Genomic DNA, 24,687 nt, shown 5'->3' on the forward strand with positions numbered 1-24,687 from the left:
GCGTGAGGATAGCGTTTTTTATTTATATTATTTATTATGGTATAAATGTAGAAAAAAGGCATAATATTTAATAATTTTGCCCCTAGACTATCTCATTTAGATTGACTATAAAAGAATGAAGAACCTTTTTACTATAATAACACTTTTACTGACGTTCTGTTCCATCGGAGTGAATGCTCAGGAAAGGCTTATTGACCGTGTGGTTGCAACTGTGGGCTCGGGGATTATCTTACAATCCGATATTGATAACCAGTACATGCAGTATCTTGCAAACGGCGGAACACCGGACGACGATTTCAAATGTACGGCATTACAACAATTGATTATGACAAAATTGCTTGCTCAGCAAGCGGTAATCGACTCAGTTGAAGTAACGGAATCGGAGGTTGATGATCAATTGAACGCTCGTATGCGGGAAATGGTTCGTCGCGCAGGAAGTCAAGAGCGCTTAGAAGGGTTCTTAAAACGTTCTTTGTTACAGTACAAAGAAGAGATGAGACCTATTCTTTCTGAACAATTGAAGGCTAATAAGCTTCAGGGTACAATCGTTCAGAAAATCACGATTACACCACAAGAAGTAAAACGCTACTTCGAGGCTTTGAATCAGGATAGCTTACCTAGTTTCAATACAGAGGTCGAGATTGGCGAGATCGTGGTTAATCCGGTATTGACAAAAGAAGAGAAAAATGTATTCCGTGAGAAAGCGGAGGGATATAGAAAGCAAGTAATCGACGGAACAGACTTCGGTACTGTTGCGCGTTTCTACTCTGAAGATGGTTCTGCCCCTTACGGTGGTGAGTTAGGTTTCGCAACACGTGATGCCTATGTAAAAGAATTCTCGGCAATGGCTTTCAAATTAAAAGAAGGTGAAGTTTCACCGGTGTTTGAGACACAGTTCGGATTTCACTTCCTACAGGTGCTAGAGCGCCGTGGTGAAGAGGTGAATGTAAGACACGTCTTGATCAAAACTAAGCCAACCACAGCTAGCTTAGAGCGCACGAAAGCGAAGATCGATAGTATCTATGATAAAGTATCTTCAGGGAAACTTCCATTCCATACAGCTGCTTCGTTATACTCTGATAATAAAGAGACAAAATTTAACGGGGGTATGGTAATCAATGAACAGTCGCAATCCAGAACGACACTTATCCCGGTGGATATGTTAGAGAAGGAATTGTTCGTAGCGATTGATCCATTACAACCTGGAGAATACTCGAAGCCGTTCCAATTTACGGATAGAACAGGACAAGTGGCTTACAAGTTCAATTACTTAAAAACCCGTATTCCCCCACATAAAGCAAGCTTGGAGCAAGATTTTGCCAAGATACAAGAGGCTGCTCAAGAGGATAAGACCCGTAGAAAGCTGAGCGAGTGGTTTGAGAAAAAGACCAAAGCAACTTTTGTACACGTGAGCGATGATTTCCAGCAATGTGAAGAACTAAAAGTATGGCTTACTCCTACCGATAATGATATCGCCGCGAAGTAGACGGCTAATAGATAAAAAGAAAAAGCGAACCGATTGGTTCGCTTTTCTTTTTATGTCTCTTTTGTCGATTATCTCTCGAACATCATTTCTAAGATCACCTTCCACTGGAAGTCTTCTTTCAATTGCCAGATACGCACATAATTAAACTTAACGACTTTATCTTTCATGCCGACTGTTGCCGTTCCGTTCGTATAGGCAAATTCACCGCTATACGCTCGTCCTACCCCAGTAGGGTCCGTATCGATCTCAATACGTTCTTTCTTCAGGAATGCTAATATTTTGTCTCTGCCTTCGATTTCTGATTGCCAAGGAAAGTAAAAGCGTGCGTCATCTGCCATAAACTCGTTATAGCCCGTTCTGGTGTCCGCTTTTAAGATTGTGGAGAACAATTCGTCCGTTTGTAGAACGACTTCTTCACGCTGTGCCAATCGCTTATCCGAGCGATGCTTAAGATAAGCCTTATCATCCGGCTCGTAATATTCTAATGGGCTTGCTTTGCCCTTTCCGAAGTTTTCTACTTCCGCACGGATATGCGCTTTCCAGTTTCCTTTTTTATCTCTTCTCCATACGGTTAAGTACTGGCCGTAGCGTTTGATGGCGCCAACTTTTTGAAACTCTAAAGGTCCTGACGTTACGCCCCAATCTAAGCTTCGGGATACCAATACGAAGTTGGGGTTCCAGGTCAATACATCTGGAATATTCGGACGATTATCTAAATAGTTTACCGCGTTTACCGGTGATGGCACGAAGAAAGTAGACTGTTTGTCTACCATGTATTTTAATCCGGTATGTGGATTTTCAGTTTTTGAAAGATTTGCTGCCGTTCTATCTACTGTTAACAGTCCGCCTATCTTGTCTGGTAATTGACCATAACTTGATAAGGCTATTAATGCAGTTGTTAATACAGTAAAGGCCTTTTTTTTAATCATTGTACAAATTTTACCTTACTAATCAAATCTTATTCCAAAGTGTTCCATCCTTGCTGTCCTTCAACTGAATACCGATAGCAGTTAGATGTTCGCGGATACGATCTGAGGTAACAAAGTCTTTATTTTTCTTAGCGTCGTTACGCAAGTCAATGATGATTTGCATCAAATCATCGACGTTGTCTGTGTTTTCTAATTGATCATCCTTCAATCCTAGGATGTCGAATACGAAGGCGTGAATAAAGCTTTTTAAGTCTTCCAGATCAGCCTGGTTGATTGTTAGCTTACCATCGTAAATCGAGTTGATGATACGAACCACTTCAAATAACTCCGCAATAAGTACCGGGCTGTTGAAGTCATCGTCCATCGCGGCGTAGCATTTCTCTTTAATTGCTTTTAGATCTGCAAAGTTAGATTTAGCGGATACCGTAATCTTATCGAGCAAGCTGATCGCCGTCATTAGGCGCTTAAATCCTTTATCAGCAGCGTCCAAAGCTTCGTTTGAAAAATCTAAAGTGCTTCTGTAATGGGCTTGCAGCATAAAAAAGCGCACTGCCATCGGCGAATAGCCTCTATTCAATAGAGGATGATCTCCTGTAAACAGCTCGCCCGGCAAGAAGCCATTCCCTGCGGATTTCGACATTCTCGCTCCATTGACGGTAAGCATATTGGTATGCATCCAGTATTTCGCTGGAGTCGTGTGGTTACAAGCTTGCGATTGTGCGATTTCATTGGTGTGGTGAGTAGCCGCCAAGTCCATTCCGCCGCCATGGATATCGAACTGATCGCCTAAGTATTTTCTGCTCATGGCGGAACATTCGATATGCCAACCGGGGAACCCTATGCCCCAAGGCGATGGCCAGCGCATAATATGTTCTGGTTTAGCCTTAATCCATAATGCAAAGTCTAGACGACCGCGCTTCTCATCTTGTCCGCCCAACTCGCGCGTGTTATTTAACAGATCTTCTAGATTACGATTCGTTAGGATCGTATAGTTATGTTCTTTAACGTATTTTTCTACATCAAAATAAACTGTGCCATCCACCTCATAAGCATATCCGTTTGCTATGATCTGTTGAACCATTTCGATCTGCTCGGAAATATGTCCCGTTGCCGTTGGTTCAATGCTCGGTGGTATGGTATTGAATAAGCGCAAAACATCATGAAAGCCTATGGTGTACTTTTGTACAATTTCCATGGGTTCCAGCTGCTCTAATTTCGCCTTCTTTGCAAACTTATCATCGCCCTCGTCATTGTCTCCTTCTAAGTGTCCCGCATCTGTGATATTGCGTACATAACGCACCTTATACCCTAGATGAAGCAGGTAGCGAAAGATAAGATCAAACGACACGAAGGTTCTACAGTTCCCTAAATGTACATCACTGTAAACAGTCGGACCACAAACATACATACCAACCAAGTTGGGGTGTATAGGTTCGAATTTCTCCTTTTTACGAGTCAGGGTATTGTACAATACTAAGTTGTGCTGCATACGATTGGCGGTAGCTTATTTTTGTCTAAAGAATATTTGAATAGGAACTCCTGAGAAATCAAAGTTCTCGCGCAGTTTGTTTTCAACGAAACGCTTATATGGATCTTTGATATACTGAGGAAGATTACAGAAGAAAGCAAACATTGGAGATCTGCCTGGCAACTGTGTTACATACTTAATCTTAATATATTTCCCTTTTGTGGATGGTGGAGGAAAGTTTTCAATGATATCCAACATCACGTCGTTTAGTTTCGACGTAGGGATTTTTTTCGTCTTATTATTATACACTTCCATCGCCGTTTCAACAGTCTTGAAGATACGTTGCTTCTCTGTTACGGAAGTAAATAAGATAGGGACGTCGGAGAATGGAGCAATCTTCTTACGGATGGTGTCTTCGAATTGCTTCGCTGTTTTATGATCTTTCTCAATGGTATCCCATTTGTTAACAAGAATCACAATACCTTTTTTGTTTTTCTCTGCCAGGTGAAAGATATTGATATCTTGTGCTTCAATACCGTCCTTGGCATCAATCATCAAGATAACAACATCAGAATCCTCTAAGGCCTTGATTGTACGCATTACGGAGTAGAACTCGATGTTCTCATTCACCTTCGACTTACGGCGAAGACCTGCAGTATCCACTAACAAGAATTCATGTCCGAACTGATTGTAATGGATGCGGATGGCATCACGTGTAGTACCAGCGATTGGCGTAACGATGTTACGCTCCTTACCTAATAGCGCATTTGTTAGCGAGGATTTTCCCACGTTTGGACGACCAACGATTGTAAACTTAGGTAGCGTGGATTCTTCTTCGTCTTCCAATTCGAAATGGCTAACCACCTCGTCTAATAACTCACCCGTTCCGGATCCGGTCATTGATGAGATATCATAAGGTTCGCCAAGTCCGAACGAATAGAACTCTGCCGAGTCATTCGCCTGCTTCGCACTGTCTACTTTGTTAGCGACAATGTATACCGGCTTTTTACTACGGCGTAGGATATCGGCAATCTCATCATCTAAGTCTGTTACACCTGTTGTTACATCAACGACAAACAAGATGACAGAAGCTTCTTCGATAGCGATATGAACCTGCTCACGAATTGCCGCTTCGAATACGTCGTCTGAACCATGTACAAAACCACCAGTATCTATTACTGTAAATTTCTTGCCGATCCACTCGGCTTGTCCATAATGACGATCGCGGGTTACTCCACTGAAGTCATCCACGATAGCCTTACGACTTTCTGTTAATCGATTGTATAAGGTAGATTTACCAACATTCGGTCTTCCAACAATTGCTACGATATTTGCCATATTATTCTATTGATTCGTTACCCTCTCGGCAACTTATTATTTCAGCTTTTTGTAAAGGTACAAAGTTACGATTTAATCGAACATCTTGGTGATACAATACCAAAATCAATGGAATATTTATTCAGAGATGACAGAACGGTAAAAGCATAAAGAAAGAGAGGCTGCTTGTGTGAAAAGCAGCCTCATTTCTCGTTTTGAAAATTAATAGTTAGAGATTCTATTGAATAAAAACCGTTGATTTAAAAATTAACCGTTTTTATAGTTTGCATTTTTAAACTCTCCTAAACTAATTGCAACTTTCGTGCAAGTTTTAGCGAGTGATGGTAATAATAGTGTTATTAATTCACTGGAAATTATTTGTTGAAAATATTAAGTGCGGAAAAATGACGCAAGTCATTTTTATAATCCAGCGTAAATCCAGCAACACTAGCATTTTTAAATTTACAAGGTAGTCTTTACTTATTTTTTTAACCTTAAAAAATAACTCTTGTAAATTTTTTGAAAAAGATACAGTGAAATCACTTACCCGACAAGAAGAAAAGATTACGAAATCGATTTCGTAGAGTAAGCGATAGGATATTATTAACTAATTGTAGTATTACATCGACACTTACATTGGTTAAGAAAAATTAAATAATTTAAAAGGCAGTAGAATATATCGGGAGCTCCGGCTTAAATTTCCCGAGCGCATCGCCCTATTTCATCAAAATTATTGAAAGGGTTGGTAAAAATGAAGAGGAATCGACGTTTAGAACTTTAACTTTGTTTTAAGATAAGGATAAATAAACACCGCTACAAGAACAATAATTGCCCCGAAGTAAAACCCTGTACTCATCGCTTCTTTTTGTCCAAAGATCAGTAAAGCGAGAATAATCCCATAAACAGGTTCCATATTGGTGGTTAGTGCTACTGTGAAGGCGGATAGCTCCCTCATCACTGCAACTCCAAGAACATAGGCTATTGCGGTACATCCAACACCAAGGACTAATAGATACATTAAATCTGATTGGCTTAAGATCATCTGCTCGTCAAACTGTCCCGATATAAGCATGATTATAGAAACCCCGATCCATGCACCAATCATTTCATAAAAAGTAATGGACGTAGGACTCCCCTTTTTTACCATACGCGCATTGAAGATGGAGAAAATACTTGCGCAAAAGGCACAAGATAGCCCATAGACTATCCCCCAAAAGTATTGGAATTCAAATTTAAAGATGAGATAGATTCCGAAAATAATAACCAGCCCGATGAGTATATCGGCAATCGATATCTTCTTCCGATTAATGATAGGTTCGAGAATTGCTGTAAAGAGCGTAACGGACGACAAGGTGACCAGTGTCACGGATACTGTCGAGATCTTTATCGCATGAAAGAACAGCACCCAATGCAGCCCAACTAGCATGCCTACGGCTAGGTATTGAATCAATTGTGATTTAGAGACTAGAATAGGCTTCTTCGCAATCAAAAAGTAAACCCATAGGGAGATGGCAGCAATGAGTACCCTGTACCAAACGAGGTGCATCGCGGATACAGAAATCAATTCACCTAGTACACCAGTGAATCCCCAAATCAACACAGTGAAATGCAATATCAGGATATTGCGATTGGTTGCCAATTTTGACATGTACGAAGAAACTATTTAGGGGCTTTTTTCAGTAGATAAAAGCTCAATAATAAGAAAATAACGTTTGGTATTAATACGGAAATTAGTGGATCTAGCCCCCCCTTCAAGGAGAACATACTGGAGAAACGCTCTAGAACGATATAGATACAGCTTAATCCAATACCAAGTCCTAAGCTTAGTCCAATACCACCTCTCACCTTTTTTGAAGAAAGGGAAACACCGATAAGTGTAAGAATAAACGCTGAAAAAGGGTTGATAAGTCGCTTATATTTCTCCAACAAGAGGTCGTTCATCATTCCAGTACCTCGAATCTCTTCTTTGGCGATACGCTCCTCCAAGTCGAGTTGATTCATCGTTGTGAAGATATTTTCATACACTTCGAAATCCTGAGGTCGCATGTCTAATGTGGTATCTCTTTTCTCTCCGGACTCCATCGTTTCCTTAAAGCCATCAATCACACGATTGGTATAGGCATGAACGCTCCATTTGTTAGCAACAGAATCCCAAGATATCCGATCAGCCATCAGTTTCTCAACCATTTTATCACCATCGAATCGTTCGAGCGAGAAGTTATAGCCCACCTTACCCTGCGTATCAAAAGAACCCATATAAACGTAGGTATTTGAATCGATTTGCATGTGGGTCGAGGTAGACGAGGTGCTGACCTTATCAGGCTTGACATAGACATTCTCAAAATTTACTTTGATCGTGTTGGTAAATGGAATAATGTAGATATTGGAGACTAATGTCAGCGCAAAGATTATCCCCGCGCAAAACATGTACGGACGAAGCATGCGGTTAAAGCTCATGCCACCACTTAGGATTGGAACAATCTCTGTTTGATCCGCCATCTTCGATGTAAAGAAGATTACGGCAATGAAATTGAACAGCGGCGTCAGCATATTGATAAAGAAAGGCAAGCTGCCGAGTGCGTAGTATTCAAGAAATACGCGCGACATAGGGGCCTTATACTTGTTGAAATCATCAATCTTCTCTGAAACATCGAAGATCACAATAACCACACAAAAGATGGCTACTGTAAACGCAAATGTTGACAGATATTTCTTTATGATATAACGATCGATGATGTTCATTTCAATATTACAAGCGTTGGCCTAAGATTTTAACCATTTTATTTTTCCAATCATAGAACGTGCCATCGATGATTTTCTCACGCGCTTGATCTACTAACCATAGGTAGAAATGCAAGTTATGAAGCGAAGCAATCTGCGCTCCTAAGATTTCTTGAGAACGGATTAAATGGCGAAGGTATGCTTTGGTATGAATCTGATCGACTAATAAATCACTTTCTGCTTCAATCGGACTAAAATCGTCTTTCCACTTCTCGTTTTTGATATTGATGATACCGTTCTGTGTAAATAACATACCATTACGGGCATTTCTAGTCGGCATAACGCAGTCGAACATGTCAATACCCAACGCAATATTCTCCAGGATATTCACAGGAGTTCCGACGCCCATTAAATATCGTGGTTTTTCTTTAGGTAGGATATTCGTTACGACTTCAGTCATGGCATACATTTCTTCTGCAGGCTCACCTACCGAAAGTCCGCCGATTGCATTTCCTTCTCTATTGAAAGAAGCAATGGTTTCTGCAGACTTCTCACGAAGATCTTTATATACCGACCCTTGAACAATTGGGAAAAGCGTCTGATCATAACCATACAATGGTTCCGTTGAATCAAAGCGATCGCAACAACGTTTCAACCAGCGATGCGTCATATCTAGCGAACGACGAGCATAGCGATAGTCGCATGGATAAGGCGTACATTCATCAAAAGCCATGATGATATCAGCTCCAATTACGCGCTGAGTATCCATCACATTCTCCGGAGTGAATAAATGTTTTGAGCCGTCGATGTGCGATCGGAAAGTAACACCCTCCTCGCGAATTTTACGAACTTCAGTTAATGAGTAAACTTGATAGCCACCAGAATCTGTTAGAATTGGTCTGTCCCAGTTAATGAACTTATGTAAACCTCCTGCCTTATTCAACACATCTAATCCCGGGCGTAAATACAAATGGTAAGTATTCCCCAAGATAATCTGCGCTTGAATATCATTTACGAGCTCATGCTGATGCACGGCTTTGACGGTTCCAGCTGTACCAACTGGCATGAAAATCGGTGTTTTTATTGTTCCATGGGCGGTCTCGATCTCTCCTGCCCTGGCTCTCGAGAGTTTATCTTGTGCTTGAAGCGTAAATTTCATACTAATCCTTAATCAAGCGCAAAAATACTATAAAATTTCGAGCGTGGCGCATTTGCCTCATTTAATTCGCATTTATTAACATACAGTCGACAGAATTGCACGGATATACCGTATCTTTGCCCCAATTCTATGGACACCGAACTGTACATAAACATCATAATGAGCTACTTTCCTTTCGGAATTTTAGCAATCCTTCTATTATTTCAGTTATACTTCATTCTATTTGTCTACAGCAAATTAGCTCGGTATACTGTAAAATCTTATCAAGAGCAAGAAGAATATCCGGCCGTATCGGTCATCATCTGTGCGCATAATGAGCAAGAGAATCTCAAAGAATATCTACCCAGCATTCTGGAGCAAGATTATCCTGATTTTGAGGTCATCGTAGTGAATGATTGCTCTGAAGATGACACCAAATGGGTATTAAAGGATTTATGTGAACAATATCCGCAATTGCGGGTCGTAGAGATCAAAGAACATGTGCAATTGAAACACAGCAAGAAGTTTGCTCTGACGATAGGAATCAAAGGTGCTAAACATGAAACTTTACTCATGTGTGATGCAGATTGCCAGCCGAACAGTCCCAATTGGATAAAAGAGATGGCAGGGGCCTTCAAGAATAAGAAAGAAGTCGTATTGGGCTATTCACCATACTTTAAACATAAAGGTTTCCTGAATAAACTCATTCGTTTTGAAACCACGCATACAGCAATGAGCTATCTTTCTTATGCCTTGAAAAAGGATGCCTATATGGGCGTAGGAAGGAACTTAGCGTATTTGAAAGCTTTATTTTTCAAAGGCAAGGGCTTCAATGCACATATGCATATCAAGTCTGGCGACGATGATTTGTTTGTCAACCAGAATGCGACGAAATCCAACGTAGAAATTGCCATACACCCGGACGCGCATATTTATTCTGCGCCGAAATTAACATGGAAAAGCTATTACAAGCAGAAAGCTAGACACGCAGGCGCGTCGGTACTTTACAAGGGAAGGCATAAGCGTATGCTGGCGACCCAACTGATTACTGCGCTTTTGTTTTATATTGCTCTATTTGTGTGTCTTGCTGTATTTCCGAGTTTATGGTATATCAGTCTAAGTGCATACCTACTTCGTCTGATCTGCCAGTTCCTCGTATTCTATCCTATCTACAAGAAACTAGCCGTATTAGACATCTTGATATGGCTCCCAATACTTGATATATATTATTATTTTTACATATGTTTCAACGGCCTGTTCAATCGTTCAAAGCAACAGGTAAGTTGGAAATAATAACCAAATTGAAATAACGTGAATCCAACAGTCGACATAATCTATCAGCATTTTCCAAACCTTACTGAAACTCAAAAAGAGCAATTCGCTAAGCTCGCGGAAGTATACCCATTCTGGAATGATCAAATCAATGTTGTTTCCAGAAAAGATATTGAAAGCTTATATCTAAAGCATGTACTGCATTCACTAGGTATAGCCAAGTTTGTCACTGAATTTACCCCTGGAACGCGCATTCTAGATGTGGGTACAGGCGGAGGCTTCCCAGGGATTCCTTTAGCTATCATGTTTCCGCAGGTGCAGTTTCACTTAGTCGATTCGATAGGTAAGAAAATAAAGGTTGTACGTGGCGTGGCTGAAGCTATCGGGTTAACCAATGTGGAAGCTGACCATATGCGTGCTGAACAAATCGATTATAAATATGATTTCGTGGTTTCCAGAGCAGTTACAAGACTTGCTGAGTTTATACCTTGGATCAGAAATAAATTCGAAAAACAGGATAAGAATGGTATTCCGAACGGAATATTATATCTAAAAGGTGGAGACTTGAAAGAAGAGATCAAAGAAGCCAGAGTAAAGGCAGAATTACACCCACTATCTACATATTTTAAAGACGAGTTCTTTGATACAAAGTATGTAGTCTATGTTCCAATGTAAGTTGTTTTAAAACTTCTGATTTTCACAAAGTATCATAAAAGTTTTTTCTTAAAAATTACTTAACGTCTTTTTGTTCAAATTTAAATATGAAAGAAAAGACGTTTGAGATACCTTTAGATATAAACTTAGATATTGTACGAAATGAAAATTAATAAATCCAAGCATAATCAAAATAAGACTCCGCAGCTATTGTCAGGAATCTATATTGAAAAGAAACTTGATTTAATCAAAGACGTTTCCCATAGATCAGGTGTTCCAGAAAGAACAATGGAATTAATAAAAAGCTGCAAGATTGAGCTCAAAAAACTACCCTAAATTTTTGCTAATCGCTGTTCCGATCAGATTAATCTCCTCGTCCATCCCAAACATCGGCAATCCTGTCTCTGGGTTTAGCTTCAACCAAGTGGTGTCAGTATCCTTAATAATCTGCACATACTCTTTCCCATCTTTAAAAACCGTATAAGTGTCTTTCTCATCCGGAAAAACCGAGTAAGTAATCTCTCCTACTTCAATATCAAAGGGCTCTTGTAACTCCATAATCAACTATTTAATCCAAAACAAAGTTAACTATAAAATTCAATAAGAGGCTTGCAGAAGGGAAGCTGATTAATTATCTTTAACAGAACTAACCGTTTATGAGTGCAATAGAAAAGATTGCTTTGACTAAAATAAAGGGCATTGGCCCTAAATATAGCCGACTGTTGTTGGCTTATTTCGGCAATGTAGCAGACCTTTTCGCAAGCTCAACCCAAGAACTTAAATCTATTCCCGGACTTAGTACTTCTGTAATTCAACAAATCCAGACCAAGGCATGTTTTCAAGAGGCCGAGGAAGAACTTCATCATATTGAAAAACACGGCATTGATTTACTTTGGTTAGAAGACAAAGCCTATCCGCAACGCTTAAGGCATGGTGATGATGCCCCGCTTGTACTCTACAGCTATGGAAATGCAGATTACAACAAACAAAAGGTAATCAGCATCGTCGGAACCAGAAATGCCACACATTATGGAAAGCGCATCATAGACGAACTATTGGAAGGTATTAAAGACCTCGATGTTCTGGTCGTAAGCGGACTAGCGATGGGGGTTGATGTCATGGCCCATATGGGCAGTGTACAACGCAATATTAGCAATATAGCGGTACTTGGACATGGCTTGAGTCGAATCTACCCGGCACATCACCGCGATGTTTCCCGTGAAATCATCAATAACGGCGCCTTACTAACCGAATTCACCTTCAATACCATTCCCGACAAGAATAACTTCCCCATGCGCAATCGCATTATTGCAGGCATGGCCGATGTGACGGTCGTGGTGGAAGCAGGAGAAAAAGGCGGAGCCCTGATTACTGCAGGCTTGGCAAACGACTATAATCGTGATGTCTGTGCTTATCCGGGAGCCGTCGATCAACTGTATTCCGCCGGATGCAACCAGCTCATCAAAAATAACCAGGCACACCTTATACGAAATAGTCTCGACCTGCTCGATTTAATGCAATGGCATGATATCGACGAGGGCAAGAAGGAAAAAGGCATACAGCTTTCTTTAATGCCCGACCTCTCCGACGACCAACGAATCGTCCATGAGTTTCTCCGCGAGAGCGATGAAGCAAGTGTCGATGAGATTGCCTTCCACAGCGATTGGCCGCAAAGCAAACTCGCAATCGTGCTACTCGAAATGGAAATGGCCGGACACATCGTCGCTCTCCCCGGAAAAGTCTACAAAAACAACTAACAACGAATAATACCTAATAAACCTAAACTAAAATGCAAGAACAAGTAAGTAAGAAAGGAATCTGGAAAGTCATCGGCGCCTCCTCCTTAGGAACACTCATCGAGTGGTATGACTTTTTCATTTTCGGAAGTTTATCCATCGTCATCTCGACGAAGTTTTTCCCATCAGACAACCCCACAGCAGCGTTCTTATCCACGCTCGCTACCTTTGCCGCCGGATTCGTCGTGCGACCATTTGGCGCACTATTCTTTGGTAGGCTGGGCGATATGATCGGACGTAAATATACCTTTATGGTTACTTTGGTGTTGATGGGTGGTGCCACCTTCCTCATCGGATGTATCCCCAGCTACGATAGCATAGGCTACTTTGCACCCGCCATTGTACTCGTTCTGAGACTATTACAAGGGTTAGCACTAGGCGGAGAGTACGGGGGGGCAGCAACCTATGTTGCAGAGCATGCTCCTAAAGGCGAAAGAGGTTATTGGACCTCATGGATACAAACAACCGCTACCTTCGGGCTCTTTATATCCCTCGTCGTAATCCTAGTTACTCGCGCATTCCTTAGTGAGGAGCAGTTTGACACCTGGGGATGGCGTGTTCCATTTTTACTATCCATCTTGATGGTTTATGTGTCTTACCTGATCCGGAAAAACATGGATGAATCTCCCGAATTCCAAAAAGCGAAATCAGAAGGTAAAACATCCAAAAACCCGCTTCAAGAAAGCTTTGGTAACAAATACAACCTTAAATTCGTATTACTCGCTCTATTTGGTGCAGCGATGGGCCAAGGTGTCGTATGGTACACCGGCCAATTCTACTCCATGAGCTATATGAAGACAGTCATGAACTTGGATTCTGACCAAGCAGATATGATACTGGGCATTGCGCTTCTGTTTGCTACACCTTTCTTTGTCGTCTTTGGTAAGCTTTCTGACCGTGTAGGTCGAAAATGGGTCATGCTAACAGGAATGTTGCTCGCCGTCTTGACCTATCGTCCTATTTATGAAGCCATGTATCAGGTCACCAATCTGCAAAACAAAACAGAACTTGCCGCACCGACAAAGTCAGAGCCAGTTGAAGTACCGACGGAAGGAGGATACGATAAAACAACAACAAGCGTAACGACCTATAGCGATGGAACCGTATTAAAATCAACCGAAATAGCGCACTTCTTCGAGGATGGCGTGGAGCGCAAAAACAGCGAAGGCGTCAATACGGTTGTTAAAAACACAGTCCACATCGAAGGGGCAAATTATTTCTATCTGATATTCCTGATCTTTATCCAAGTTATCTACATCACTTTGGTGTATGGACCAATTGCCGCCTTTTTGGTGGAAATATTCCCGGTAAAAATCCGCTATACCTCGATGTCCTTGCCATACCATATCGGAAACGGAATATTTGGTGGCCTGTTGCCGGCGGTTTCAACCTACTTAGCGAGCAACGCCAAACTATCAAATAACCCAACGTTCTATTTAGAAGGCTTGTGGTATCCGATCATAATATCGGCAGTCTGCTTTATTATTGGAGCATTGTATATTAACAAAAACATGGTAGCTAAAGATCTTGATTAACATGGAAGCACTAAAAAAACTATTAGGAATCGTTTGGATCGTCCTTGCAATTCTAACCGCATATTTCTGTATCGCCAAATTTGGTATCCCTAAAATTGTATCCGGACATCAAGAAGATGTTGTTTTCGGCATTATTATTCTGTTTATCCTGACACCGATTATATCCTGTGGCTTGGGAATATTTGGATATTATGCCCTCAAAGGCGAGTATCATAACGATAAAATGTAATTTTTCCTGGCTGACAGTCAGCAGGATAAGTCGGCATTGCAAATATGTTTTCGGAAACATTAAAAATTTGTTAATTTTGCCGTGGGTAAGTCCTTTACGACCAGCTCCCATTGACTCCCCCAGGTTGGGAACAAAGCAAGGGTATTTGGTTGAGCGGTGCGATAAAGGGGGCTTACCCATTTTTTATTTATAACCTACCCACACCATCCTTCATTTCGATTTCACCCTCTACATATTAGATATTTTTTGTTTATTTGTAATCCGATTAACAATAGTCTATGAGTTGGTTTAAACGAAACAAAGCAGGAATTCATACTGCTACAGAAAACAAAAAAGAGGCTCCTGATGGCATGTGGAACAAATGTCCCAATTGCAAAAAGCCCCTTTTAAACGTTGAGCAGGTAGAAAACAAGTTTGTCTGCCATTACTGCGATTACCATATCCGTATAGGTTCTACCGCCTATTTCTCTATATTATTTGACAACAACGAGTACACAGAGCTTTTCCCTAATCTTAAAGCTGGTGACCCTTTAAACTTCGTCGATTCAAAACCTTACAAAGACCGTCTTGTTGAAAGCCAAGCGAAAACAGGACTTAACGACGCTTTGCGCTCTGCTGTAGGTAAATTAGACGGACAAGAGATTGTTGTTGCTTGTATGGACTTCTCCTTCATCGGGGGGTCTATGGGATCTGTAGTAGGTGAGAAAATAGCACGTTCTATTGATTATTGTATCGAGCATAAATTACCGTTTATGTTGATTTCGAAATCAGGTGGCGCACGTATGATGGAAGCCGCATTCTCATTGATGCAAATGGCGAAAACATCAGCAAAACTAGCTTTATTAGCGCAGGCTAAACTTCCTTACATCTGTTTATTAACAGACCCAACAACAGGAGGTGTAACCGCATCATACGCCATGTTAGGTGATATCAATATCGCAGAACCTGGCGCATTAATCGGTTTCGCAGGACCACGCGTCATCAAAGAAACCATCAAAAAAGATCTTCCAAAAGGATTCCAAACTTCAGAGTTCGTATTAGAGCACGGATTCTTAGACTTTATTGTTGACAGAAGACAATTGAAAGAAAAAGTATCTACCTTCTTGAAGCTAGTCAAATAAGCAAGAAGCATAAAATATTACAAAGCCGTCTATTCAGACGGCTTTGTTGTTTTAGAAGCTTTTCCTGCACGCCACTTTCCCACACATTGAATCAACTGATTTCCCAATAGCCGTGACCTTAAGAATATCCTGATAGCACAGGATGGCTAATCCCTAACTTTTCTTACTTTTATAACTTAAACCTATATCAAACCCAATGAAACTAAAATCACTAACGCTAGGCTTCATTGCCAGCATTGCCATGTTGCAAACTGCTGTAGCACAACTTCGCTTACCACATTTCCTATCCGACCACATGGTTCTTCAACGTAATACAGAAATCAATTTCTGGGGATGGGGAGGTGCGAATCGACCTGTTAAAGTCATCGGATCATGGTTTAAAGATACTGTATCGACTAAAGTAGATTACAACGGCAAATGGACGGTTAAACTTCCAGCAGGGCAAGCTGGCGGACCATACCAAGTAAAAATAATCTCGAATAATGAGACCATCAGCCTTAACGATATTCTATTGGGTGATGTATTCCTATGTTCAGGACAATCTAATATGGAATGGGGCGGGAATCAAAACCTCAAAGAAATCATGGACGAGCTGCCGACGGCCAATAATCCCAATATCCGTTTATTACAAGTAAGCCGCATCGCAGCAAATTATCCGCAAGAGGATATCAACAATAGCTGGACTACCCTGAGCGCTGAAACATTGAAACCTTTCTCCGCTATCGGATACTTTATCGCCAAGGAACTAAATAAGGAATTAAATGTCCCAATTGGTGTCATCAATGCCAGCTGGGGTGGAACGGGTGCTGAAGTATGGACGCCAAACCACCTGATCGTCAATGACCCTTTTCTACTGAAATATGCGAAAATGCAGGATGTAAACCCCTATCGTCCGCACGAAGGTGGCGTTTTATGGAACAGCATGATCCATCCTTATGCCGGATACAACCTGACTGCAGCGTATTGGTACCAGGGCGAAAGTAACGTCGGGTACTACCCTAGCTATGACAAACTTATGAAAGCTTTAGTAACCGCCTGGAGAAATGCATGGAACAACGACTTCCCTTTCTACTTTGTTCAGATCGCACCATACGCATACAATAGTAAGGGTGAACCAAAAGGTGCACTATTGCGCGAACTGCAATCAAAAACTGCCCTCGAACTCCAAAAAACTGGAATGGTTGTCATCACGGACTTAGTCGACGATGTCAAGAACATTCACCCCAACCAAAAGAAAGAGGTTGCAAAACGCCTATCTGATATGACATTAGCAGAAGTCTACGACAAACCCATCAAAAACTATAAATCACCGATATACAAATCCCACGAAATCAAAGGGAATCAAATCGAGGTATCCTTCTACTACGCCGAAGGCGGTCTTAAATCCAAGGGTGATATCACCGAACTGGAAATCGCCGGCGCCGACAATAAATATTACCCCGCAAAGGGAACCATTAAAGGCGATAAGCTGATTGTACAATCCAAAGAAGTGAAAAACCCAGTGTCTGTCAAGTTCGGATTCTCCGAGACAGCTATGCCAAATTTGTTTAACAGCAGAGGATTGCCGGTTTCGCCGTTTAGGTTTTAGATTTTAGATTAGATATAAGATTAAAGACATTAGATTTAAGACAGTAGAAGGGTGTCAATATTTGAAGGAGTAGTTTGTTTTGAAAGGAAGGATAGTTTGTTTTTAACCAGGAAAAAAAGGATATAAGGATTAGCAGGATCCTGTCAATCTTTGCATCCTTCCTTTCCTGGTTCAAGACAATCCCCCCTTGCCCCCTCCTTTCCTGTAAAAAAAATAAACCATACCGGAAAAGTCTAAAATCTAATGTCTATTCTCTAATATCTATTGCCAATATGCCAAAAACCCAAATCGCTTCCTTTTCTTCAGGTAGTTCATATCGTGCTGATTGCTATAAGCCTCACGTTCAAAGGAGATATGGAAATACGCAGTATTAAAGTCTCGATGTTGAATATAGCGATATAAGAACTCGCTGAGATACCAGATATAGAAAGGGATGACGAGCAGCTCGAGGGCTTGGATAATATGTATCCTTTCGTGGTTTATAAGGATTTTATCCGCTTTATCGATACGATAGCGCAGAAAGATGAAGGGGAATATCGTAATGGCCTGTGCTTTTCCGAAGGAAAAAAAACGAGTCCAAAAGCTGCTGACAATCACCTTACCTTTCATGCTGTTAAATTTACAAAATAGGTACCAACTTTATAAAAGGCTCGCTTTTTTTGATTTTCAAAACTAGGTTGTATATTTGTTAATATCATCAACGCGGAAACACATGCCTTATAAAGATCGAGAAATTAATAAATTGTATTATACAATGGGAGAGGTAACCGAAATGTTCGGCGTTAATGCTTCACAAATCCGATTCTATGAGCGTGAGTTCGATATCCTACAACCTAAGAAGAACAAAAAAGGAAATCGCCTGTTCACGCAGAATGATATCTCTAATCTCAAGATCATCTTTAACTTAGTAAAAGATAAAGGGTACACCCTTCAAGGTGCGCGCGACTTCTTACGTAGCAACAAGAACGAAGCGAAAGAAAACCAACGTGTGGTAGATTCCCTAGAAAAACTAAAGAGTTTCTTAATTGAAGTCCGCGATAGCTTATAGGTCTAATAACGCGGATTCAGCTCAATCACTTCCAAATTTTCAATCTTATCGCCATTAATGTCAAAGCGCATCAGTGTTCTGACTTGATGCCAGCCTTGTTTCCCGGCAGCACCCGGATTGAGATGCAATAAACCTAGTTTCTGATCAAATTGAACCTTCAGAATATGGGAATGTCCGCATATAAAAAGCTTGGGCGGGTTTTTCTTGATCTCCTCACGAACCAAAGGCGAATATTTCCCTGGATAACCACCGATATGCGTCATCCAAACATCAACACCCTCACAGTGGAAGCGCAAGTTTTCTGGATATTCTAGTCGAATAGCCTTATCGTCTATATTACCAAATACGCCACGCAAGGGCTTAAAATCACGCAGTTGTTCAATGACCTCCATACTTCCGAAATCACCAGCATGCCAAATCTCATCGCAATGCTCAAAGTAGGTAAATACCGCTTGGTCCAAGTAGCTATGTGTATCCGATATCAGTCCTATCTTCATTTCTAAAAAGCTAAAAAGAAGGGTTTTAATAATTGTCTATAGGCATCTGAATGCTCGCCCCGATTCCTGTAGATCACAAAATTTTCCGATGAAATTTCTATTATCTGCGTTTTCGCGAAGCTTAAGATTAAGCGAATGGGCTCTGCGTCGTCGAATGAACGTATTTTAAGCTCCTCTAGCAAATGTAAACCCTGAGTTGCTGCCATGCTGACCAGAAAGTCTTTAAGCTCCACAGGAACGATTATCTGCAGTTTCCCAGTACTCTTTAAATGTAATGCGACGAAGCGTAATAAACCTTCGAAGAACGCAACATCCGTATGTTTGGCCGTTTTACGTCTAGCATCGGGGTTGTGCAGGGAATTGATGTAAAAAGGTGGATTCGAAACAATCAGGTCGTAATTAATTGAGGGATTCCAAAGGAAAATATCGGAGTTCACCAATTCTAAACGATCTACGAATGGAGATGCCGTAAAATTCTCTTTGGCGGTATGCGCGGCTAGTTCATCGATCTCTACCCCGGTAACCGTAGCGTCTTCAAAGCGCTGTGCCAACATTAAAGCAATCACACCGGTCCCCGTTCCAATATCCAAAATATGCTGTGGGGAATCTGCAGACGCATAAGCGCCCAGAATCACGCCATCCGTATTGATGCGCATGGGGCAATCCTGTTGATCTACCGCAAACTGCTTAAATTGGAAAATACTTCCCATCGATCGATTCCTTAATTCTTCAGCAAGCGCTGAATCTCATCCAACTTCATCAACGCTTCTACCGGTGTCAGGGTGTTGACATCCAGATTGTTCAGCATATCACGAATCTTCTCCAATACTGGATCATCTATCGCAAACATCTGCAGCTGATACGCCTGCTTCTGAATCTTCCGCATGCTATCCTTGATTTTCTCTCCACCGGTACGCTCCTGCTCCAAACGTTTCAAAATCTCACTCGCACGTCCGATAAGCTTTGGCGGCATACCAGCTAACTTGGCTACGTGGATACCGAAGCTATGCTCCGATCCGCCAGGAACCAACTTACGCAGGAAGATGACCTTATTGTTCACTTCCTTCACGCTGACGTTGTAATTCTTGATACGAGGCATGGAGTTACAAAGCTCATTTAGCTCATGATAATGCGTTGCGAATAAGGTTTTTGCGCGCGCCGCAGGATGCGAATGTAAATATTCTGCAATAGCCCATGCAATGGAGATACCATCGTAAGTACTTGTGCCACGACCAATCTCATCCAATAAGATCAGACTACGATCCGAAAGATTGTTCATGATGCTCGCTGTCTCGTTCATTTCCACCATAAAGGTCGACTCGCCCGAGGACAGGTTGTCAGAAGCACCCACCCGGGTGAAGATTTTATCCACTACCCCTAGCTCTGCTTCTTTGGCAGGCACGAACGATCCAATTTGAGCCATCAGCACAATTAATCCCGTTTGTCTCAACAAGGCAGACTTACCCGCCATGTTCGGACCGGTGATAATGATGATTTGTTGTGTCTCCGGATCCAGGTAGGTATCGTTAGTAATGTAATCCTCACCAATAGGCAGGTTCTTCTCAATAACGGGATGTCTACCGCCCTTAATATCCAAGGCTTTGCTATTATTGACTTCCGGTTTCACGTAGAAATTCTTCTCCGCGATGGTCGCGAAATTCAATAACACATCCAGTTTCGCAATCAATTGCGCATTCAGTTGAATCGGCTTGATATACTCCGCAATTGAAATTAAGAGTTCGCCGTATAATCTATTTTCTATTTGCTGAATCTTCTCTTCAGCTCCTAGAATCTGTTCTTCATATTCTTTAAGTTCCTCGGTAATGTATCGCTCCGCATTCACTAAAGTCTGCTTTCTGATCCAACCCTCAGGAACCTTGTCTTTATGTGTATTCGTAACTTCTAAATAATAGCCAAATACATTATTGAAGGCAATTTTCAACGATGGAATGCCCGTCGCTTCCGATTCGCGCTTTTGGATCTCCAAGAGATAATCCTTACCTCCAAAAGCCACCTTACGCAATTTATCTAAGTCCGCATCAACGCCATCAGCAATTACATTACCCTTGTTCAGCGCTACAGGAGGTTCGGCTTGTATGGTCGACTCAATCTTCTCACGTATCAAAACGCAAGGATTCAATTGCTCCGAGATAATGCGTAAAGACTCTGATGCCGGTACATCGCATAATGTCTTTAATTTCTCTACCGCGTACAGGGCCCGCTTCAACTGGCTTATCTCACGTGGGTTTGCTTTCTGCAAGCCTATCTTACTGATCAGACGTTCTAAATCGCCGACCTGCTTGATCTCGCCGATCAATTGCTCGCGCAATTCGCGGTGCTTATGGAAATATTCAACCACCTGCAGACGCTCGTTGATCGACTTTACATCTTTCAGCGGCATCACGATCCAGCGTTTCAGCAAACGCGCCCCCATCGGTGAGGAGGTCTCATCTAAAACGTCCGAAAGCGTAGTTGCATTTTCATTCTGCGAGCCGATCAACTCCAGATTCCGAATCGTAAAGCGATCCAGCCACATATACCGATCCTCCTCGATCCGCGAGATGTTCGATATATGCTGTAGATTACGGTGCTCCGTTTCATTCAAGTAATGTAGGGCTACACCCGCAGCGATGATACCAACTGGCAGTCGATCTATACCAAAGCCTTTCATCGAATTGACTTCGAAATGCTTCAACAAGCATTCCGTTGCATAGTCACCTGTATAAGGCCATTCGTCTAGCGTATAGGTATAATAGGAAGAGCCAAAATGCTCCACAAATTCTTTATATTGTTTTTTCGGAAGAATAATTTCCGTTGGTTTAAAACCTTGAAGCAATTTATCGATATAGCCAAAACTGCCCTGTGCAACCAGATACTCACCCGTTGAAATATCCAAAAAAGAGATGCCAATGCTCTGCTTATCGATAAACAGGGATGCCAAATAGTTATTCGATTTCTGTTGAACGATATTCTCGTTGTAGGAGACCCCTGGCGTCACCAATTCTGTCACCCCACGCTTCACAATTGTCTTGGTCTGCTTAGGATCCTCCAATTGATCACAAATGGCAACCCGCTGTCCTGCACGCACCAACTTCGGCAAATAGGTCTCCAATGAGTGATGCGGAAATCCCGCCAAAGCAGTCTCCGATTCCGAGCCATTCCCACGCTTCGTTAAAACGATTCCTAATATTTTGGCCGCCTTCATCGCATCCTCTCCAAATGTCTCGTAAAAATCGCCCACTCTAAACAACAATAACGCGCCAGGATACTTCGCCTTAATCGTGTTATATTGCTGCATTAAAGGGGTTTGCTTCTTTTCTTTTGCCAAGGTAGTCTCTTTATTTATCTAAGCTGTAAAAATAGGAGAATTGTGCCGATTTGCCAAAGATTTTAGAGCTGACATTAGATATGAGATTTTAGATGTGAGACATTAGAGGTACGACTTTAGATTTTAGATTTTACAACTTTGCAGGATTGAGAGTCGCGGGATGAAGATGGACAGGCGAGCGGTGCAGAGCAGTTCAAAAATGCGGGAAGATTATTGTTTATGACATGGAAATTAAAAAATACCTAGTAGCTTTGCATCAAAATTAGTGCAGATGGCTATTAAGCGTGCTACGAATACAAACAAGAGAAAGCAAAACAAACCAAAATCCAATTCCTCTTTATCCAAGAAGACCCTGAGTTGGGTTCTCAAGGGGATATTAGCTTTTTTTGCAATTACCATACTCTGGGTGATTGCCTTACGCTTTATTAATCCACCAATTACATATTTAATGCTTCAACGCGGTTTTGAACGTAAGGAAGCCGGTAAGGAATGGAAGATTGACAGGAAATGGCTCGCCTATGAAGATATGTCGGATAACCTGAAGCGCGCAGCAATCGCTGGCGAGGATGCGCATTTCATGACGCACAATGGTTTTGACACCGATGCGATAAAAAAGGCTTTTGAAAGAAATCAGGAAGGCAAGAAATTGCGTGGTGGAAGCACCATCAGCCAGCAGACGGCGAAGAACGTATTCCTTTGGCCGGAGCGCTCCTGGCTGCGGAAGGGTTTGGAGACATACTTTACTGGCTTGATTGAGTTATTTTGGAGCAAGAAGCGGATATTGGAGGTGTACTTAAATGTTATCGAGATGGGGCAAGGCGTTTATGGCGCTGAGGCTGCCGCACAATACTACTTCCACAAATCGGGCAAAAGCTTAACGAAAAAGGAAGCAGCGCTTATCATTGCCATTTTGCCAAGTCCACAAAAGTGGGATGCAAGAAGACCATCGGCCTATATCAATCGAAGAGCCAATAGCATTGTTCGCTATATCAATTATTATAAAATCCCTGAGTAAGCAGCTCAGGGATTTCTTTTTCTATTTATAGATCTCTACACTTATCTTTCCATCTTCGGTCACCGTTCCGCGGTACATGCCTTCGGTATTGAATGGCATGGCCACCTGACCTTTATTATCCAAGGCGACCAAACCTCCATCGCCACCCATCTTACCTATACGATCGATGACCTGCTGCGAAGCATCCTTCAAGGAAGCTTTCCCATATTTCATTCGGGCAGCAACATCATAGGCAGCATTTGCACGAATGAAGAACTCACCCCAGCCGGTACATGACACCGCAACACTGTTATTATCAGCATAGGTGCCCGCTCCAATAATCGGAGAATCACCTATGCGCCCAAATTTCTTGTTCGTCATCCCGCCGGTAGAGGTTGCAGCGGCTAGATTACCTTGTTTATCTAATGCGACAGCGCCCACAGTTCCAAATTTCTCATCCTTTACGAATGGAGCAATCGATGTTTGCGGATTTGAATGATCTAATTCCGTCTTTTCTGCATCGCGTTTCAAGATATTCTGCAAAGCATCATAACGTGATTTTGTCCAGAAATACGAAGGATCGACGATGGTCAGGCCCACACGCTTGGCAAACTCCTCAGCCCCTGCTCCCATCATCATCACGTGTTCTGATTTTTCCATCACAGCACGAGCTGCCGATATCGGATTCTTAATTGTTGTAACCCCCGCAACAGCACCTGCCTTCAACGTTGCGCCTTCCATAATCGATGCATCCATTTCGTTCTTCCCCTGATTGGTAAATACAGCACCCTTCCCTGCATTGAACAAAGGGGAATCTTCCATTACATGTACCGTGGCTTCCACGGCATCTAAACTCGATTTACCCGCCGCCAATTGTTTATATCCAGTCTCCAAAGCCTGCGTCAAAACCGCTATATAGGCCTTTTCAAGCGAATCGGTCATATTTTTCTTCAAGATGGTTCCAGCACCACCATGGATGACTAAAATATATTTTGTGGGTGCTTTTTTCTGTGCAAAACTAGAGGAAGACAGCGTCATAATGCCTAAAATTAAAATCGCCATAACGGCTGAACGTATTTTCATGTGAGGTTTATTTAAGTCCAAATTAGCAGTTTTTTAATATAAATGCGAATAAATAGAAACAGCGACCTAAAAAGAGTCAAAACCTTTTATCGCCCAATATAAACCCAAATCAAAGCCCTTTCAGAATGGTTCTGAATTGGTTATGTATTGGGAGAGCAATGGGTTTACGAGGGGATTGGGTAGTAGTTGGTTTATTAGATATTAGAGGTTAGATATAAGACATTAGACTCGTCTTGAACCAAGAAAGGAAGGATTTTAGGATTGGCAGGATCATGTTGAAAGAAAAAATGGGGTTCGTTTCTGAACCAGGAAAGGAAGGATAAAAGGGTTGTCAGGATCAGATATTTGTGGGATGATGGTGTAAAAAATGTACGTATCAGGAGCCCTTTAGTGAAAGGGCTCTACGCGGTTCGTCATAATTACCACCTATATAGTCCAAAACTGTATAGAAGCCTACAGGACGCCAATGCGTAGAGACGTTTC

General features: G+C 41.7%; 22 protein-coding genes and 1 other RNA gene. 11 read left to right on the plus strand and 12 right to left on the minus strand.

Annotated features, from left to right (window positions below; translation table 11 throughout):
* Positions 1–115: 115 nt before the first annotated feature.
* Entirely contained in the window at positions 116–1,486 is a 1,371-nt protein-coding gene (locus DSM08_RS16390) for a peptidylprolyl isomerase (RefSeq protein ID WP_149527154.1), read from the plus strand.
* 68 nt (positions 1,487–1,554) lie between these two features.
* Here the strand turns inward: DSM08_RS16390 and DSM08_RS16395 are convergent, their stop codons facing one another.
* The 6 genes from DSM08_RS16395 to tgt all read right to left on the minus strand — a co-directional run bounded on the left by DSM08_RS16395 (position 1,555) and on the right by tgt (position 9,080).
* A complete protein-coding gene (locus DSM08_RS16395; protein ID WP_149527155.1) occupies positions 1,555–2,415 on the minus strand; it encodes a YybH family protein in 861 nt (286 codons plus the stop codon).
* A 22-nt stretch (positions 2,416–2,437) separates the two neighbouring features.
* Positions 2,438–3,904: a cysteine--tRNA ligase gene (gene cysS / locus DSM08_RS16400; RefSeq protein WP_149527156.1), complete on the minus strand. Its 1,467-nt coding sequence runs from the start codon at positions 3,902–3,904 to the stop codon at positions 2,438–2,440.
* 15 nt (positions 3,905–3,919) lie between these two features.
* Entirely contained in the window at positions 3,920–5,221 is a 1,302-nt protein-coding gene (der, locus tag DSM08_RS16405) for a ribosome biogenesis GTPase Der (protein WP_149527157.1), read from the minus strand.
* A 748-nt stretch (positions 5,222–5,969) separates the two neighbouring features.
* A complete protein-coding gene (locus DSM08_RS16410; RefSeq protein WP_149527158.1) occupies positions 5,970–6,848 on the minus strand; it encodes a DMT family transporter in 879 nt (292 codons plus the stop codon).
* A gap of 11 nt (positions 6,849–6,859) precedes the next feature.
* Positions 6,860–7,942 carry an LptF/LptG family permease gene (locus DSM08_RS16415; protein ID WP_149527159.1) on the minus strand — a complete coding sequence of 361 codons (1,083 nt, stop codon included), beginning with the start codon at positions 7,940–7,942 and terminating at the stop codon, positions 6,860–6,862.
* A 7-nt stretch (positions 7,943–7,949) separates the two neighbouring features.
* Positions 7,950–9,080 (minus strand): tRNA guanosine(34) transglycosylase Tgt, encoded by a 1,131-nt coding sequence (gene tgt, locus DSM08_RS16420; protein ID WP_149527160.1) that lies wholly within the window; start codon positions 9,078–9,080, stop codon positions 7,950–7,952.
* A 159-nt stretch (positions 9,081–9,239) separates the two neighbouring features.
* On the opposite strand from tgt, the gene DSM08_RS16425 reads away from it, so the two are divergent.
* Both DSM08_RS16425 and rsmG read left to right on the plus strand, forming a co-directional pair.
* Complete coding sequence (locus DSM08_RS16425; RefSeq protein WP_149527161.1) at positions 9,240–10,352, plus strand: glycosyltransferase; 1,113 nt, start codon at positions 9,240–9,242, stop codon at positions 10,350–10,352.
* Positions 10,353–10,370: 18 nt separating this feature from the next.
* The gene (gene rsmG / locus DSM08_RS16430; RefSeq protein WP_149527162.1) at positions 10,371–11,006 is read left to right on the plus strand and encodes a 16S rRNA (guanine(527)-N(7))-methyltransferase RsmG; all 636 of its coding nucleotides are present in this window, start codon (positions 10,371–10,373) and stop codon (positions 11,004–11,006) included.
* 306 nt (positions 11,007–11,312) lie between these two features.
* Here the strand turns inward: rsmG and DSM08_RS16435 are convergent, their stop codons facing one another.
* A complete protein-coding gene (locus tag DSM08_RS16435; protein ID WP_149527163.1) occupies positions 11,313–11,543 on the minus strand; it encodes a hypothetical protein in 231 nt (76 codons plus the stop codon).
* Between the two features lie 98 nt (positions 11,544–11,641).
* On the opposite strand from DSM08_RS16435, the gene dprA reads away from it, so the two are divergent.
* The 6 genes from dprA (at position 11,642) to DSM08_RS16465 (ending at position 17,254) form a co-directional block, all read left to right on the plus strand.
* Positions 11,642–12,742, plus strand: coding sequence for a DNA-processing protein DprA (gene dprA, locus DSM08_RS16440; RefSeq protein WP_149527164.1), 1,101 nt, complete (start codon positions 11,642–11,644; stop codon positions 12,740–12,742).
* Positions 12,743–12,774: 32 nt separating this feature from the next.
* The gene (locus DSM08_RS16445) at positions 12,775–14,316 is read left to right on the plus strand and encodes an MFS transporter (protein ID WP_149527165.1); all 1,542 of its coding nucleotides are present in this window, start codon (positions 12,775–12,777) and stop codon (positions 14,314–14,316) included.
* 1 nt (position 14,317) lies between these two features.
* On the plus strand, positions 14,318–14,545 hold the full coding sequence (locus DSM08_RS16450; RefSeq protein WP_149527166.1) for a DUF6814 family protein: 228 nt from the start codon (positions 14,318–14,320) through the stop codon (positions 14,543–14,545).
* Positions 14,546–14,628: 83 nt separating this feature from the next.
* Positions 14,629–14,726, plus strand: an RNA gene (ffs, locus tag DSM08_RS16455) — signal recognition particle sRNA small type.
* A 97-nt stretch (positions 14,727–14,823) separates the two neighbouring features.
* Entirely contained in the window at positions 14,824–15,666 is an 843-nt protein-coding gene (accD, locus tag DSM08_RS16460; RefSeq protein ID WP_149527167.1) for an acetyl-CoA carboxylase, carboxyltransferase subunit beta, read from the plus strand.
* A gap of 196 nt (positions 15,667–15,862) precedes the next feature.
* Positions 15,863–17,254 carry a sialate O-acetylesterase gene (locus tag DSM08_RS16465; RefSeq protein WP_246172313.1) on the plus strand — a complete coding sequence of 464 codons (1,392 nt, stop codon included), beginning with the start codon at positions 15,863–15,865 and terminating at the stop codon, positions 17,252–17,254.
* A 261-nt stretch (positions 17,255–17,515) separates the two neighbouring features.
* Here DSM08_RS16465 and DSM08_RS16470 read toward each other — a convergent pair whose 3' ends face one another.
* Positions 17,516–17,863: a hypothetical protein gene (locus tag DSM08_RS16470; protein WP_149527168.1), complete on the minus strand. Its 348-nt coding sequence runs from the start codon at positions 17,861–17,863 to the stop codon at positions 17,516–17,518.
* A gap of 103 nt (positions 17,864–17,966) precedes the next feature.
* Here DSM08_RS16470 and DSM08_RS16475 point away from each other — a divergent pair, with 103 nt between their 5' ends.
* The gene (locus DSM08_RS16475) at positions 17,967–18,302 is read left to right on the plus strand and encodes a MerR family transcriptional regulator (protein ID WP_149527169.1); all 336 of its coding nucleotides are present in this window, start codon (positions 17,967–17,969) and stop codon (positions 18,300–18,302) included.
* A 2-nt stretch (positions 18,303–18,304) separates the two neighbouring features.
* Here DSM08_RS16475 and DSM08_RS16480 read toward each other — a convergent pair whose 3' ends face one another.
* The 3 genes from DSM08_RS16480 to mutS are packed head-to-tail and all read right to left on the minus strand — an operon-like array spanning position 18,305 to position 22,097.
* Positions 18,305–18,799: a metallophosphoesterase family protein gene (locus DSM08_RS16480; protein ID WP_149527170.1), complete on the minus strand. Its 495-nt coding sequence runs from the start codon at positions 18,797–18,799 to the stop codon at positions 18,305–18,307.
* 2 nt (positions 18,800–18,801) lie between these two features.
* Complete coding sequence (locus tag DSM08_RS16485) at positions 18,802–19,509, minus strand: tRNA1(Val) (adenine(37)-N6)-methyltransferase (protein WP_149527171.1); 708 nt, start codon at positions 19,507–19,509, stop codon at positions 18,802–18,804.
* 11 nt (positions 19,510–19,520) lie between these two features.
* On the minus strand, positions 19,521–22,097 hold the full coding sequence (gene mutS, locus DSM08_RS16490) for a DNA mismatch repair protein MutS (protein ID WP_187773892.1): 2,577 nt from the start codon (positions 22,095–22,097) through the stop codon (positions 19,521–19,523).
* A gap of 301 nt (positions 22,098–22,398) precedes the next feature.
* Here mutS and mtgA point away from each other — a divergent pair, with 301 nt between their 5' ends.
* A complete protein-coding gene (gene mtgA, locus DSM08_RS16495) occupies positions 22,399–23,142 on the plus strand; it encodes a monofunctional biosynthetic peptidoglycan transglycosylase (protein ID WP_149527173.1) in 744 nt (247 codons plus the stop codon).
* A 21-nt stretch (positions 23,143–23,163) separates the two neighbouring features.
* Here the strand turns inward: mtgA and DSM08_RS16500 are convergent, their stop codons facing one another.
* Positions 23,164–24,204 (minus strand): isoaspartyl peptidase/L-asparaginase family protein, encoded by a 1,041-nt coding sequence (locus DSM08_RS16500; protein WP_149527174.1) that lies wholly within the window; start codon positions 24,202–24,204, stop codon positions 23,164–23,166.
* Positions 24,205–24,687 lie beyond the last annotated feature (483 nt).

The sequence above is a fragment of the Sphingobacterium hotanense genome, from assembly GCF_008274825.1.
GTDB classification, from domain to species: Bacteria; Bacteroidota; Bacteroidia; order Sphingobacteriales; family Sphingobacteriaceae; genus Sphingobacterium; species Sphingobacterium hotanense.

Excerpts from the sequence above, each read along its gene's own strand:
- DSM08_RS16390 (WP_149527154.1), top strand. The coding sequence starts at position 116 with ATGAAGAACCTTTTTACTATAATAACACTTTTACTGACGTTCTGTTCC.
- DSM08_RS16395 (WP_149527155.1), bottom strand. The coding sequence starts at position 2,415 with ATGATTAAAAAAAAGGCCTTTACTGTATTAACAACTGCATTAATAGCC.
- cysS (WP_149527156.1), bottom strand. The coding sequence starts at position 3,904 with ATGCAGCACAACTTAGTATTGTACAATACCCTGACTCGTAAAAAGGAG.
- der (WP_149527157.1), bottom strand. The coding sequence starts at position 5,221 with ATGGCAAATATCGTAGCAATTGTTGGAAGACCGAATGTTGGTAAATCT.
- DSM08_RS16410 (WP_149527158.1), bottom strand. The coding sequence starts at position 6,848 with ATGTCAAAATTGGCAACCAATCGCAATATCCTGATATTGCATTTCACT.
- DSM08_RS16415 (WP_149527159.1), bottom strand. The coding sequence starts at position 7,942 with ATGAACATCATCGATCGTTATATCATAAAGAAATATCTGTCAACATTT.
- tgt (WP_149527160.1), bottom strand. The coding sequence starts at position 9,080 with ATGAAATTTACGCTTCAAGCACAAGATAAACTCTCGAGAGCCAGGGCA.
- DSM08_RS16425 (WP_149527161.1), top strand. The coding sequence starts at position 9,240 with ATGAGCTACTTTCCTTTCGGAATTTTAGCAATCCTTCTATTATTTCAG.
- DSM08_RS16435 (WP_149527163.1), bottom strand. The coding sequence starts at position 11,543 with ATGGAGTTACAAGAGCCCTTTGATATTGAAGTAGGAGAGATTACTTAC.
- dprA (WP_149527164.1), top strand. The coding sequence starts at position 11,642 with ATGAGTGCAATAGAAAAGATTGCTTTGACTAAAATAAAGGGCATTGGC.
- DSM08_RS16445 (WP_149527165.1), top strand. The coding sequence starts at position 12,775 with ATGCAAGAACAAGTAAGTAAGAAAGGAATCTGGAAAGTCATCGGCGCC.
- DSM08_RS16450 (WP_149527166.1), top strand. The coding sequence starts at position 14,318 with ATGGAAGCACTAAAAAAACTATTAGGAATCGTTTGGATCGTCCTTGCA.
- accD (WP_149527167.1), top strand. The coding sequence starts at position 14,824 with ATGAGTTGGTTTAAACGAAACAAAGCAGGAATTCATACTGCTACAGAA.
- DSM08_RS16465 (WP_246172313.1), top strand. The coding sequence starts at position 15,863 with ATGAAACTAAAATCACTAACGCTAGGCTTCATTGCCAGCATTGCCATG.
- DSM08_RS16470 (WP_149527168.1), bottom strand. The coding sequence starts at position 17,863 with ATGAAAGGTAAGGTGATTGTCAGCAGCTTTTGGACTCGTTTTTTTTCC.
- DSM08_RS16475 (WP_149527169.1), top strand. The coding sequence starts at position 17,967 with ATGCCTTATAAAGATCGAGAAATTAATAAATTGTATTATACAATGGGA.
- DSM08_RS16480 (WP_149527170.1), bottom strand. The coding sequence starts at position 18,799 with ATGAAGATAGGACTGATATCGGATACACATAGCTACTTGGACCAAGCG.
- DSM08_RS16485 (WP_149527171.1), bottom strand. The coding sequence starts at position 19,509 with ATGGGAAGTATTTTCCAATTTAAGCAGTTTGCGGTAGATCAACAGGAT.
- mutS (WP_187773892.1), bottom strand. The coding sequence starts at position 22,097 with ATGCAGCAATATAACACGATTAAGGCGAAGTATCCTGGCGCGTTATTG.
- mtgA (WP_149527173.1), top strand. The coding sequence starts at position 22,399 with ATGGCTATTAAGCGTGCTACGAATACAAACAAGAGAAAGCAAAACAAA.
- DSM08_RS16500 (WP_149527174.1), bottom strand. The coding sequence starts at position 24,204 with ATGAAAATACGTTCAGCCGTTATGGCGATTTTAATTTTAGGCATTATG.